The sequence below is a fragment of the Roseovarius sp. SK2 genome (assembly GCF_028807495.1).
GTDB classification, from domain to species: domain Bacteria; phylum Pseudomonadota; class Alphaproteobacteria; order Rhodobacterales; family Rhodobacteraceae; genus Roseovarius; species Roseovarius confluentis.
Genome location: NZ_JARAMK010000014.1, coordinates 71,544 through 84,643 on the forward strand (window position 1 = coordinate 71,544; position 13,100 = coordinate 84,643).

At 63.7% G+C, this 13,100-nt stretch carries 12 protein-coding genes; 11 read left to right on the forward strand and 1 reads right to left on the reverse strand.

All coding sequences use genetic code 11. From position 1 onward, the window contains the following. Positions 1-17 precede the first annotated feature (17 nt). The 11 genes from PVV74_RS20940 to rfbA all read left to right on the forward strand — a co-directional run bounded on the left by PVV74_RS20940 (position 18) and on the right by rfbA (position 12,529). Entirely contained in the window at positions 18-386 is a 369-nt protein-coding gene (locus PVV74_RS20940) for a GFA family protein (RefSeq protein ID WP_274594531.1), read from the forward strand. Positions 387-425: 39 nt separating this feature from the next. Beyond that, positions 426-2,870 carry a GcvT family protein gene (locus tag PVV74_RS20945; protein ID WP_274594532.1) on the forward strand — a complete coding sequence of 815 codons (2,445 nt, stop codon included), beginning with the start codon at positions 426-428 and terminating at the stop codon, positions 2,868-2,870. Positions 2,871-2,941: 71 nt separating this feature from the next. After that, positions 2,942-3,568, forward strand: coding sequence for a LysE family translocator (locus PVV74_RS20950; RefSeq protein ID WP_274594533.1), 627 nt, complete (start codon positions 2,942-2,944; stop codon positions 3,566-3,568). Continuing rightward, positions 3,565-4,635, forward strand: a complete 1,071-nt coding sequence (locus PVV74_RS20955) for an alcohol dehydrogenase family protein (RefSeq protein ID WP_274594534.1) — start codon at positions 3,565-3,567, stop codon at positions 4,633-4,635. The genes PVV74_RS20950 and PVV74_RS20955 overlap by 4 nt, the downstream gene beginning before the upstream one ends. A 22-nt stretch (positions 4,636-4,657) precedes the next feature. After that, positions 4,658-5,557 carry a homocysteine S-methyltransferase family protein gene (locus PVV74_RS20960; protein ID WP_274594535.1) on the forward strand — a complete coding sequence of 300 codons (900 nt, stop codon included), beginning with the start codon at positions 4,658-4,660 and terminating at the stop codon, positions 5,555-5,557. 13 nt (positions 5,558-5,570) lie between these two features. After that, positions 5,571-6,245 (forward strand): hypothetical protein, encoded by a 675-nt coding sequence (locus PVV74_RS20965; RefSeq protein ID WP_103763026.1) that lies wholly within the window; start codon positions 5,571-5,573, stop codon positions 6,243-6,245. Next, on the forward strand, positions 6,238-8,688 hold the full coding sequence (locus PVV74_RS20970; RefSeq protein ID WP_274594536.1) for a GcvT family protein: 2,451 nt from the start codon (positions 6,238-6,240) through the stop codon (positions 8,686-8,688). Before PVV74_RS20965 ends, PVV74_RS20970 begins: the two co-directional genes overlap by 8 nt. 499 nt (positions 8,689-9,187) lie before the next feature. After that, positions 9,188-9,760 carry a dTDP-4-dehydrorhamnose 3,5-epimerase gene (rfbC, locus tag PVV74_RS20975; RefSeq protein WP_274594544.1) on the forward strand — a complete coding sequence of 191 codons (573 nt, stop codon included), beginning with the start codon at positions 9,188-9,190 and terminating at the stop codon, positions 9,758-9,760. Further along, the gene (rfbB, locus tag PVV74_RS20980; protein WP_103763028.1) at positions 9,757-10,794 is read left to right on the forward strand and encodes a dTDP-glucose 4,6-dehydratase; all 1,038 of its coding nucleotides are present in this window, start codon (positions 9,757-9,759) and stop codon (positions 10,792-10,794) included. Before rfbC ends, rfbB begins: the two co-directional genes overlap by 4 nt. Then, complete coding sequence (gene rfbD / locus PVV74_RS20985) at positions 10,791-11,633, forward strand: dTDP-4-dehydrorhamnose reductase (RefSeq protein ID WP_274594537.1); 843 nt, start codon at positions 10,791-10,793, stop codon at positions 11,631-11,633. The genes rfbB and rfbD overlap by 4 nt, the downstream gene beginning before the upstream one ends. Then, positions 11,630-12,529, forward strand: a complete 900-nt coding sequence (gene rfbA, locus PVV74_RS20990) for a glucose-1-phosphate thymidylyltransferase RfbA (RefSeq protein WP_274594538.1) — start codon at positions 11,630-11,632, stop codon at positions 12,527-12,529. Before rfbD ends, rfbA begins: the two co-directional genes overlap by 4 nt. 89 nt (positions 12,530-12,618) lie before the next feature. Here rfbA and PVV74_RS20995 read toward each other — a convergent pair whose 3' ends face one another. Beyond that, the gene (locus tag PVV74_RS20995) at positions 12,619-13,011 is read right to left on the reverse strand and encodes a hypothetical protein (protein ID WP_274594539.1); all 393 of its coding nucleotides are present in this window, start codon (positions 13,009-13,011) and stop codon (positions 12,619-12,621) included. Between the last annotated feature and the right edge of the window lie 89 nt (positions 13,012-13,100).

Sequence of the window (13,100 nt, forward strand, 5' to 3'; positions counted from 1 at the left end):
ATCGAGAGGAGATGAGAATGCTTGAGGGAAGCTGTCTGTGCGGCAACGTCACTTTCAGGGTGACGGGCGCGCCGCAGGGGGTGTCGGCCTGTCACTGTGGCCAGTGCCGCAAGCAATCAGGCCACGTGTGGTCCTCGGCCTATGTGCCGGAGGCGGATCTGAAGATCACGGGCGCGGTGACGTGGTACGAGGCGACGCCTTCAGCCAAGCGCGGGTTCTGCGGGACCTGCGGAGCGTTCCTGTTCTGGAAGGCGCATGACGAGGACACGATGAGCTTTGCCCTGGGGGCGATCGATGGGCCGACGGGGCTGCGGCTGGAGAAGCATATCTTCACCGCCGACAAGGGCGATTATAACGAGATCGCGGACGGGGTTCCGCAGAAGTGAACGGGCCGCGTGGTGGCATCCGAACAGGGAGAAACGGAGATGGCTGATCTGCCGAAAAACGCGAAAGTGGTCGTCATTGGCGGCGGGGTCGTTGGATGCTCGGCGCTGTATCACCTGGCCAAGAAAGGGTGGAGCGATTGCGTTCTGCTGGAAAAGAATGAGTTGACCGCCGGGAGCACTTGGCACGCGGCGGGGAACGTGCCGACCTTCTCGACCAGCTGGGGCATAATGAACATGCAGCGTTATTCGACCGAGCTTTATGCCCGGTTGGGGGACGAGGTGGATTACCCGATGAACTATCACCAGACGGGCTCGATCCGGCTGGCGCATTCAAAGGAGCGGATGCAGGAGTTCGAGCGGGCAAAGGGGATGGGCAAGCACCAGGGGATGGACCTGGAGATCCTGAGCCCTGACGAGATCAAGGAACGCTATCCGTTCATCGAGACGCATGACATCGTGGGGGCGCTCTACGATCCCAACGACGGCGATATCGACCCGGCGCAGGTGACGCAGGCGCTGGCCAAGGGGGCGCGGGACATGGGGGCGACGATCGTGCGGTTCTGCCCGGCCACCCGCGTGACGCAGGACGGTGACGGCTGGATCGTGCACACGGAAAAGGGCGACATCGCCTGCGATTTCGTGGTGAACGCAGCCGGGTATTATGCCCAGACGGTGGGCGAGTGGTTCAAGCCTTACGGCGGGCGGACGGTGCCGATGATGGTGATGAGCCATCAATACGTGCTGACCGACGAGATCCCCGAGATCGAGGCGTACAGCAAGAAGACGGGCCGCAAGCTGCCGCTTCTGCGGGACGTGGACGTGTCCTATTACTTCCGGCAGGAGAAGCACGGGTTCAACATCGGCCCCTACGAGCCGAATTGCCGGGCGCATTGGGTGGAGCCGTCGGACCCGATGCCGGAGGATTTCAGCTTCCAGCTTTGGTCGGATGACCTGGCGCGGATCGAGGATATCGTGGCGGATTCGATGGAGCGTGTGCCGGTGGCGGCCACGGCGGGGATCAGCCGGATCATCAACGGGCCGATCCCCTATGCGCCCGACGGGCTGCCCCTGCTGGGGCCGATGCCGGGGGTTAAAAACGCGTTCGAGGCCTGTGTCTTTACCTTCGGGATCGCGCAGGGCGGCGGCGCGGGCAAGGTGCTGGCCGAGTGGATCGTGGATGGTGCGCCCGAGTGGGACATGTGGGCGGTCGATCCGAGGCGGTACACCGATTACACCGATCACGACTACTGCGTTGCCAAGGGCATGGAGGTCTACGGCAACGAATACGCCATGCATTTCCCGTGGCACGAATGGCCGGCAGGGCGCGACAAGAAGCTGTCGCCGAACCATGGGAAGGTTCTGGAACTGGGCGGCGTGATGGGGGCCTATAATGGCTGGGAGAGGGCGAACTGGTTCGCGCAGCCCGGCGACGACGCGTCGGAGGAAAGCACACATACGTGGAACCGCAAGGGCCCGTGGGAGCAGCGTATCCGCGAGGAATGCGAGGCGGTGCGCGATGCCTGTGGTTTGCTGGACCTGCCGGGCTTTTCGCGGTTCCGGGTCGAGGGCACGGGGGCCGATGACTGGCTGCGGGGCTTCGTGACCGGGGGGCTGCCCAAGGTGGGGCGGATGAACCTGGTTTACGTGACCAACGCGAAAGGCCGGATCGTGACGGAATTTTCCTGCATCCGGCTGGCGGAAAATGATTTCGTGCTGATCACCGCAGCCACGGCGCAGTGGCATGACGGCGAGCTGATCCGGAACAGCGTGCCGGAGGGTGTGAGTGTGACCGAGACGACGACCGAGCGGTCGGCGTTGCTGGTAGCGGGGCCGAAGAGCCGTGAGGTGCTGGCCGGAATCAGCGATGCCGATCTGGAAGCCGGGTGGCTGAGCCATCAGCATTGCACGGTGGCGGGGCGGCCTGCGTTCCTGATCCGGGTGAGCTTTACCGGCGAGCTGGGGTGGGAGGTGCATGCAGACAATGCCGAGATGCCGGCGATCTATGGCGCCATTCTGGACGCGGGCGCGAAGCCCTTTGGGATGTATGCGCTGAATTCCTTGCGAATCGAGAAAGGGTATCGGGCGTGGAAGGGTGATCTGAGCACGGATTACTCGATGCTGGAGGCCGGGCTGGAGCGGTTCGTGAAGTTCGACAAGGACCAGGATTTTACGGGCAAGGCGGCGCTGTTGGCAGAGAAACAGCAGGGCCGGAAGAAAGCCTTTGCCCCGCTGATCATCGACGCGGGGGAGGCGGATGCGCCCTACATGTCGACAATCTGGAACGGCGACGAGATCGTGGGTGAGACGACGAGCGGCGCCTGGGGCTATCGCGTGAACGCGAGTGTTGCTTTGGCGATGTTGCGGACTGACGTGGCAGCGGCGGGCACGGAACTGGAAGTGGAGATCTATGGCGAGCGGCGCAAGGCCGTGGTGCAGCCGGATCAGCCGCTTTGGGATCCGGAAAATGCGCGGCTGACGGCGTAATTAGAGGTCCCCCCGGGTCAAGCCCGGGGCCGCCAGGGTCAGGCCCGGGACGGGACGCGAAAGGACGAAGGATGATTATCGAGACCTACCTGATTTATCTTGGCGTCCTGGCGGCGTTTTTCGCCACACCGCCGGACACGAGCCAGTTGCTGATCATCTCGAACAGTCTGCGGCACGGGCTGCGGAGGTCGCTGGCCACCGTCGCGGGTGACCTGAGCGCGAACGCGGTGCAGATGACATTGGCGGCGTTTGGCCTGACGGCGGTGATCGCGGCCAATGCCGATGCGCTGTGGGTGGTGAAATGGGTGGGCGTGGCCTACCTCGTCTGGATCGGGTTGCGGTTGATGCTGAGCAAATGCGGGGCCGAGGCGCCGGGCGCGGCGGCGACGGGGCGGCTGTTCCGGCAGGGCTTTGTTACGTCGTCGGCCAATCCTTATGCGGTGGTGTTCTTCGGGGCGCTGTTTCCGCAGTTCATCGATGCGGGCGCGCCAATCCTGCCGCAATTGCTACTGTTGGGCGTCACGTACTTGGTTGTTGACGGTCTGGTGCTGCTCTTGTGGGGCTGGGCCGCGACGCGGACCTTGGGGCGTGTGACATCGCTGACCGGGGTATGGATCAACCGGGTCAGCGGTGCGCTGATGGTGGGCGCTGCGGTGCTCTTGGGGCTGAAGGACCTGGACAAGGGGGCGGCGCGATGACCCCGCCCGAGACCATGTCCGGCGTCTACCTGACCGGCCACGGCGGGCCCGACAAGCTGGAATGGCGCGAGGGTATTCCCGTGCCCCGGCCCGGATCGGGCGAGGTGCTGGTGCGGGTGCTGGCGGCGGGGGTGAACAACACCGACATCAACACGCGTGAGGGCTGGTACTCGGCCGATGTGACCGGGGCCACGGGCGAGCTGCAGGACGGGGTCGAGGATGGCGGCTGGTCCGGGGCGCTGGACTTTCCGCTGATCCAGGGCGGGGATCTGTGCGGCGAAGTCGTCGCGCTAGGCAAGGGCGTGAGCGCGGTGGCGATGGGGATGCGGGTGATCTGCCCGATCAACCAGCCGCGCCCGACCGACGACAACCCGGTGGGGTTCGAAGCGTTGGGGTCGGAATTTGATGGGGCGTTCGCGCAGTATTGCGTCGTGCCGGAGAGGGACCTGTTCGACGTGAGCGACGCGCCCCTGAGCGACGTGGAACTGGCGGCGATTCCCTGCGCCTTCGGCACGGCGGCGGGGCTATTGGACCGGGCCGGTGTGGCGACCGGGCAGAGCGTGCTGATCACCGGAGCATCCGGTGGCGTAGGGTTGGCGGCGGTGCAACTGGCCACGGCCTCGGGGGCGAAGGTCACGGGGGTGTCTTCGGCACCCAAGGCCGAGTGCGTGCGCGACGCGGGTGCGGTGGCGGTGATCGGGCGGGAGGACGTGCCCCCCGCCGATAGGTTTCACGCGGTGATCGATTTGGTGGCCGGGCCGGGCTGGGGCGCGCTGATCGACGCGCTGCGGCCGGGTGGTCATTACGCGGTGGCGGGGGCCATTGCCGGGCCGGTGGTGGAGGCGGATCTGCGGCGCATCTATTTGCGGGACATCACGATCCACGGCTGCACCTTCCAGTCTCGCGCGGTCTTTGCCCGGCTGGTCGAAATGGTGCGGGAAGGGTCGGTGAAACCGCTGATCGCGAAGACGTTTCCCATGAGGGAGATTGGCAGGGCGCAGGAAGAGTTCATGTCGAAGCGGCATGCCGGGAAGCTGGTGCTGATCCCGGACGGCATCGACACCTGAACAAGGGCGCGGGAGGAAGAACATGGCACAGGTCACCCTGTTGGACGGCTCGATCGGGCAGGAGCTGGTGAAACGCTCGGGCGACCGGGCGACGCCGCTGTGGTCGACGCAGGTGATGATCGACCATCCCAAGCTGGTGGGCGAGGTGCACCTGGAGTATTTCGCCGCCGGCGCGACGGTGGCCACGACCAACACTTACGCGGTGCTGCGCGACCGGCTGGTGCGGATCGGGTTGGAGGACAAGATCGGGCAACTTACCGATACGGCGGTGCGGGCCGCGCGCCGGGCCCGGGCGGCGAGCGGCGGCAAGGGGCGGGTGGCCGGGGCAATCGGACCGCTGGTGCAGTCCTACAAGCCCGAGACCTGCCCGCCCGCCGCCGAGGCCGCGACGATCTATGCCGAGCCGGTGGCGCTGATGAAGGATCACGTGGACCTTTTCCTGCTGGAGACGATGTCGTCCGTGGACCAGGCCGAAGGCGCGCTGCGGGCGGCGTCGGGGCAGGGCCTGCCTGTGTGGCTGGAGGTGAGCGTGGATGACCACGACGGCACGCGCCTGCGCTCGGGTGAGCCGGTGGCGGACTTGGCCGGGACGGTGGAAAAGCACGCGCCAGCGGCGGTGCTGGTCAATTGCTCGCGGCCCGAAGCGACGGACGCGGGGATTGAAGTGATCAAGGAGTTCGGCCTGCCCTTTGGCGGATACGCCAACGGGTTCACGGAGATCAGCGACGGGTTCCTGGGCGACGCGCCAACGGTGGGCGCGCTTGAGCAGCGCAAGGACCTTGGGCCGCTGGAATACGCGGAATACGTCATGGGCTGGGTCGGGCAGGGGGCCACGATCGTTGGCGGCTGTTGCGAGATCGGGCCGGCGCATATCGCGGAGATTGCCCGCTGTTTACAGGCGGCAGGACACGAGATCGTATGAGCGAGGTGACGAGATGAGTGACGGCACGCTTCCCCCCGGCATGGTCCCGGCAAGCGGGCGATTCCGCTTTGAAAGCAGGGAATTCGGGCGTCTGGATTTCGAGGTGAGCCACGGGAAGGTCGTGCTGTGGAAGAATTTCGAGGACGGGCAGGAAGCCGAGGGCGTGCAACTGGATGTCATGATCGCCGCGCAGAGCCGGGAGATACCGGACGAGAGCGACGACGCGGAAATGGCCTATTTGCTGGCCCCGGCGCTGACCACAGAATGGCTGAAGATCGATGAATGCCAGTTCGCCAGCCGGGGCCGTGCGGCGCTGGACGGTGTGACGGTCGATTTCGACTGGCGGAAGATGCCCGATGTGCTGGAGGCGCCGGCGGCGATCCAGGAGGGGTCTTATGGCTCGACCGACGTGCTGAAGCTGGCGTTGAGCTTTGTGCCGCCGGATCGCTACAGGCTTCAGGTGCAGGCGACGGACGAGTTTGGGCGGTCCTGCGAGATCGACGCGGACCTGCCGCTGTTCGAGATCGGCGCGAGCGATTTCTCGATGTCGCGGCCGCAGACCGTCGAGGACTGGGTCGACCGGCATTTCGAGCGCGATGACTTGCACGTCGAGTGGCGCACGGTGGGGCCGATGACCAACCAGTGGCAGACCCTTTATGCCGCGTTCAAGGAGACAAGCGATGAGTAACCTTCCGAAGCATGCCCGCGTGGTGATTGTGGGAGGCGGCGTGGTGGGCTGTTCGGTGGCCTATCACTTGGCCAAGCTGGGCTGGCGTGACGTGGTGCTGCTGGAGCGCAAGCAACTGACCAGCGGCACGACGTGGCACGCCGCGGGGCTGATCGCGCAACTGCGGGCAAGTGCGAACATGACGAAGCTGGCGAAATACAGCCAGGAGCTTTACGGCAACCTGGAGGCCGAGACCGGAGTCGCCACCGGGTTCCGGCGCTGCGGGTCGATCACCGTGGCGCTGACCGACGCGCGGCGGGAGGAGATTTACCGGCAGGCCGCGATGGCGCGGGCCTTTGGCGTGGACGTGGAAGAGATCGGCGCGGCGGAGGTGAAGACGCGCTATCCGCATCTGAACGCGGACGACGTGACCGGTGCGGTTTACCTGGACAAGGACGGGCAGGCGGACCCGGCAAATATCGCGCTGGCGCTGGCCAAGGGCGCGCGGCAGAACGGGGCGCTGGTGAAGGAACGGGTGAAGGTCACCGGGATCTCGCGTCAAGGCCGCCGGGTGACGGGCGTGGACTGGGCCGCTGACGATGGTGGCGAGACGGGGCATATCTCCTGCGACATGATCGTGAACTGCGCGGGCATGTGGGGCCACGAGGTGGGGCGTATGGCGGGTGTGAACGTGTCGCTGCATGCGTGCGAGCATTTCTACATCGTGACCGAAGGCATCGACGGGCTGGGGCAATTGCCGGTGCTGCGGGTGCCGGACGAATGCGCCTATTACAAGGAAGACGCGGGCAAGATCCTGCTGGGGGCGTTCGAGCCGAACGCGAAGCCGTGGGGGATGCAGGGCATTCCGGAGAGTTTCGAGTTCGACCAGTTGCCCGAGGATTTCGACCATTTCGAGCCGATCCTCGAAGCGGCCTGCAACCGGATGCCGATGCTGGCGGAGGCGGGGGTGCACACGTTTTTCAACGGGCCGGAGAGTTTCACGCCGGATGATGCCTATCACCTGGGGCTTTGCCCGGAAATGGACAATGTGTGGGTGGCCGCCGGGTTCAACTCGATCGGGATTCAGTCGGCGGGCGGCGCGGGGCACGCTCTGAGCCAGTGGATGGACAGCGGCGAAAAGCCGTTTGACCTGGGCGACGTGGATATTGCCCGGATGCAGCCGTTTCAGGGGAACCGGCATTACCTGTTCGAGCGGTCGAAGGAGACTCTGGGGCTGCTTTACGCCGATCACTTTCCCTACCTGCAAAAGCGCACGGCGCGGGGCGTGCGGCGGTCGCCGTTTCACCACCACCTGCTGGAGCGCGGCGCGGTGATGGGAGAGATGGCCGGCTGGGAACGGGCGAACTGGTTCGCCAAGGAAGGACAGGAGCAGGAGTATCGGTACGGCTGGGGGCGGCAGAACTGGTTCGAGAACGCCGCGGCCGAGCATCACGCGATCCGCACCGGGGTCGGCATGTATGACATGTCGAGTTTTGGCAAGATCCGGGTCGAGGGGCCGGATGCGGAAGTGTTCCTGAACCATATCGGCGGCGGCGACTATTCGGTGCCGAATGGAAAGATCGTCTATACTCAGTTCCTGAACGACCGGGGCGGGATCGAGGCGGATGTGACGGTGACCCGACTGACCGAGACCGCGTACCTGGTGGTGACGCCCGCCGCGACGCGGCTGGCGGACCAGACGTGGATGATGCGGCACAAGGGCGATTTCAACGTGGTGATCACCGACGTGACGGCGGGCGAGGGCGTGCTGGCGGTGATGGGGCCGGATGCGCGCAGGCTGATGCAGGCGGTCAGCCCGAACGACTTTTCCAACGAGGCGAACCCGTTCGGCACGGCGCAGGAGGTCGAGCTGGGCATGGGGCTCGCGCGGGTGCACCGGGTGAGTTACGTGGGCGAGCTGGGCTGGGAGATTTACGTCGGCGCGGATATGGCGGGACACGTGTTCGAGACGCTTTACGAGGCCGGGCAGGAACATGGGCTGAAGCTGTGCGGGATGCACGTGATGGACTCGTGCCGGATCGAAAAAGGGTTCCGGCATTTCGGGCATGACATCACATGCGAGGATCACGTGCTGGAGGCGGGGCTGGGCTTTGCCGTTAAGACGGAGAAGGCGGAGTTCATCGGCCGCGACGCGGTCCTGCGCAAGAAGGAGGCGGGAGTGTCGAAACGGTTGGTGCAATTCCGGCTGACCGATCCCGAGCCGTTGGTCTATCACAACGAGCCGGTGCTGCGGGATGGCGAGATCGTGGGGTATCTGTGTTCGGGGGCGTATGGTCACCACCTGGGCGGGGCGATCGGGATGGGATATGTGCCTTGTCCGGGTGAGAGCGTGCAGGAGGTGCTGGCGTCGGATTACGAGATCGACGTGGCGGGGACGCGGGTAAAGGCCGAAGCGTCGCTGAAGCCGATGTATGACCCGAAATCGGAGCGTGTGAAGGTTTGACGCCTCGGACGGGAGCATTGCCAAGATCAAAAAGCATTTTTCTGCCAGATAGATAGACAGAAAACGATTATTTGATCCGCATTTTTTACACGTTTCGCCTTCAGGTTAACGAGGAAGCGGTTTCCCTGCTTTCACTAGCGTCATACCCTGAAGCACTGTAAAACTTGCCAAACCGCTTGGGCCACTTCAGGTCAATGCTTGCGGGGCCGGAGCATAATGAAATCAAACGGCGTTCATCATTTGCAAGCTTGACGCCAAGCGGCTTTGGAGCCAACAACAGAAGTCCGGAAAGGCGGTGTGTAGGCCAAGTCAGGAACTCAGGAAGTTTCAACGGACAATGGGCCAACGACCGAACAGGACCAGTCAGATCGAGCGGTCCTTTTTGGCACCGGAAATCAAAGGTTACGAAAGCCCGACAAAGAATTCTGAATCAGAGTGAAGAGACGAATATTGTGAGCCCTTTCGCATGCGAAAGTTTTACCAGTGGTCGGAGGTCGCCATGCTGATCGAAAAGACCACGCTGCCTGGTGTGCTGCGCCTGACGCCACGCCGGTTCGGCGACCATCGTGGCTTTTTTGCCGAGACCTACAATATCGACACGATGGCAGCGGCAGGGATCGACACGGTTTTTGTGCAGGACAACCAATCACTCTCGGAGCAGGCGGGCACCCTGCGGGGCCTGCATTTCCAAGCGCCGCCCCATGCCCAGGCCAAGCTGGTGCGCTGCGGGCGCGGAGCACTCTTCGATGTCGCTGTCGATCTGCGTCGCGGCAGCCCCACCTACGGGCACTGGCTGGGCGAAACATTGTCGTTCGAAAACAGTGTACAACTTCTGATCCCGGCGGGCTTTGCTCATGGTTTCGTGACCCTGCAGCAAGAGACCGAGATTATCTATAAATGCTCTGACCTTTACGCTCCCGAGGCAGAAGGCGCGCTGAAATGGGACGATCCGGACCTTGCCATCGACTGGCCGCTTGATGGCCGCGCGCCGGTGATCTCGGACAAGGACGCGCGGGCGCCGGCCCTGCGGGATTTCGACAGCCCGTTTGTCTGGGACGGGGCAGGAACATGAAGCTGCTGGTGACCGGAGGGGCGGGATTCATAGGCTCGGCGGTGGTGCGCCGGGCGATGGCCGACGGGCATTCGGTGGTCAACCTGGATGCGCTGACCTATGCGGCCTGTCTCGAGAACGTCGCCTCGGTTGCCGATCACCCTGACTACGCGTTCGAGCAGGCCGACATCCGTGACAGAGCCGCCCTGGACCGGATTTTTTCCCAACACAGGCCGGATGCAGTAATGCATCTTGCCGCCGAGTCCCATGTGGACCGCTCCATCGACGGCCCGGCGACGTTTATCGAAACCAACGTGCTGGGCACCTTCCACCTGCTGGAGGCCGCGCGCAGCTATTGGCACGGACAAGGGCGGCCCCAGGACTTTCGGTTTCATCATATCTCCACGGATGAGGTGTTCGGCTCTCTGGGAGAGGAAGGAATGTTTACCGAAGAAACGCCTTACGATCCGCGCAGTCCCTATTCCGCCTCGAAAGCCTCAAGCGACCACATGGTGCGCGCGTGGCAGGAAACTTATGGCCTGCCCATCCTGCTGACCAACTGCTCCAACAATTACGGGCCTTTCCATTTCCCTGAAAAGCTGGTGCCGGTGGTGATCCTGAATGCGCTCGCGAACAAGCCGATCGCAGTCTACGGCAAGGGCGAGAATGTGCGCGACTGGCTTTATGTCGAGGATCATGCCGACGCGCTTTTGCTGGTACTGGAAAAGGGCAAGGTGGGGCGCAGCTACAACATCGGCGGCGAGAACGAGGCGCGCAATATCGATCTTGTGCAGATGATCTGTGCCATTCTTGACAGGTTGCGGCCGGGAACAAGGCCCTATGCAAGCCTGATCGAGTTTGTAGCCGATCGACCCGGCCACGACCTGCGCTATGCGATCGACCCTGCGCGCATCCGGGACGAGCTGGGTTGGCGGCCGTCCGTAACGCTTGAAGAGGGACTGGAGCGGACCGTGCGCTGGTATCTGGACAATGAGGCGTGGTGGCGCGCGTTGCTCGACCGTGAAGGTGTCGGCCGCCGGTTGGGCACGGCGTGATCCTGGTTTTCGGAAGAACCGGCCAAGTGGCGACAGAGCTGCAGCGCCAGGCGTCGGTCACGGCCCTGGGACGCGATACGGCAGACCTGTCAGATCCGGAGGCCTGCAGCGCCGCGATCGAGGCACACGCACCGGCGGTTGTGATCAACGCCGCCGCCTGGACTGCTGTCGATGCGGCCGAGGCGCAGGAAAGTGATGCGATGCGGATCAATGCCAAAGCACCGGGTGCCATGGCGCAGGCTTGTTGCGCACTGGAGATTCCGTTCCTGCATATCTCGACCGATTACGTATTTGAGGGCTCTGGCACCCAAGCTTGGCGTGAGACAGACCCTGTTGCACCGAAAAACGCCTACGGGCGCACCAAGCTTGTCGGAGAGCACCAGATTGCGGAGGCCGGAGGGCACTGGGCGATCCTGCGCACCTCGTGGATATTTTCGGCCCATGGGGGCAATTTCGTGAAAACGATGTTGCGTCTGTCCGAGAGCCGCGACCGCCTGAGCATTGTCGCCGACCAGGTGGGCTGCCCGACCCCGGCGGCGGATATCGCGGCAACGCTGTTGCGCATGGGACGTGCGATGACAAAAGGGCAGGGGGGTGGTCTTTATCACTACGGCGGCCAGCCTCCGGTCAGCTGGGCGGACTTTGCCCGCGCGATTTTTGCGAATGCCGGCAAGACCGTTACGGTCGAGGATATTCCGACCAGCGCCTATCCCACGCCGGCAGAGCGGCCGCGGAATTCCCGGCTCGACTGTGCGAAGCTGACGATGGATTTTGGAATTGAGCCGCCGGACTGGACCACAGGACTGGTCAACGTGTTAAAGGAATTGGACAGGGTATGACCGCGCAATCAGCAACAGGCCGCAAAGGCATCATTCTGGCGGGTGGATCGGGGACGCGCCTCTATCCCATCACGATGGGCGTTTCGAAACAGCTTTTGCCGGTCTATGACAAGCCGATGATCTATTATCCCTTGTCTGCGCTGATGCTGACGGGGATCCGTGAGATCTGTGTCATCACGACACCGCAGGATCAGGATCAGTTCCGCCGCACGCTTGGGGATGGGGCGCAATGGGGTCTGTCGCTGACCTATGTGACCCAGTCCAGCCCCGATGGGCTGGCGCAGGCGTATCTGCTGGCGGAGTCGTTTTTGGATGGTGCCCCAAGCGCCATGGTTCTGGGCGACAATATTTTCTTTGGCCACGGCCTGCCGGAACGCCTGCACGAGGCCGACAGAACCGTGACGGGGGGGACCGTCTTTGGGTACCGCGTGGCCGATCCCGAACGATATGGGGTGGTGGATTTCGCCCCCGATGGCACGGTGCGCAGCATCGTGGAAAAGCCGGAGGTGGCCCCGTCGCCCTATGCCGTGACCGGGCTTTATTTCCTCGACAGCACGGCGTCCGAGCGCGCCCGGCATGTGACCCCGTCATCGCGTGGCGAGCTTGAGATCGTCTCGCTGCTCGAGTCCTATCTTGCCGATGGGCAGCTGAGCGTGCAGCAGATGGGGCGGGGATATGCCTGGCTTGATACCGGCACGCATGGGTCCTTGCTGGACGCGGGCAATTTCGTGCGGACGCTGTCAGACCGGCAGGGCCAGCAGGTTGGATGCCCCGAGGAGATCGCGTTTCAGCAGGGCTGGATAGATGCTGAACAGCTCGAGGCCCGGGCCGCGCTTTTTGGGAAAACAGGCTATGGTGCCTATCTCAAGCGGCTGGCGCTTTATCCCCGCGATTAGGGCCTGGTGCAGGGCAGAGGCGCGCACCGCAAAACAGAGACTGTTATGTGCTTTTCGCAAGCGAAAGGTGGTGGCCTGATCAAGCCCTTTTACACGATTATGATGTCGTCGATCAGCCCGTGTGTCGACCCAAGCCCATCCAGCAGGATCGTGTCGCCGCCCCCGAAATCGATCAGAACCCCATCGGCAGTCACCCTTGCGCCCTTGATGATCTGCGCTGGGCTGAGGTCGCCTGCAAGGCTCGCGTCGATTTCGAACGTATCGTGCCGGCGGTTGAAATCATCGATCGTGTCACGACCGTGCCCGTCCGCAAAGACGAACACATCGGCCCCGGGACCGCCGCGGATCCAGTCGTCGCCGGGTCCGCCGTCCAACCTGTCATCGTCCCCGCCGGCATTCAGGTAGTCGTCGCCGTGGCCCCCGAGCAGGGTGTCATCGTGCCGGTTGCCTATTACTTTGTCGTTTCCCTGATCCTCCCCCAATGAAGTGGTCCTCCGCTATGTTTAGGAAAACGGAGGAACCACATGGCAATCAAGCGACCGAAGCCCGAAGAAATTATCACGAAGTTACG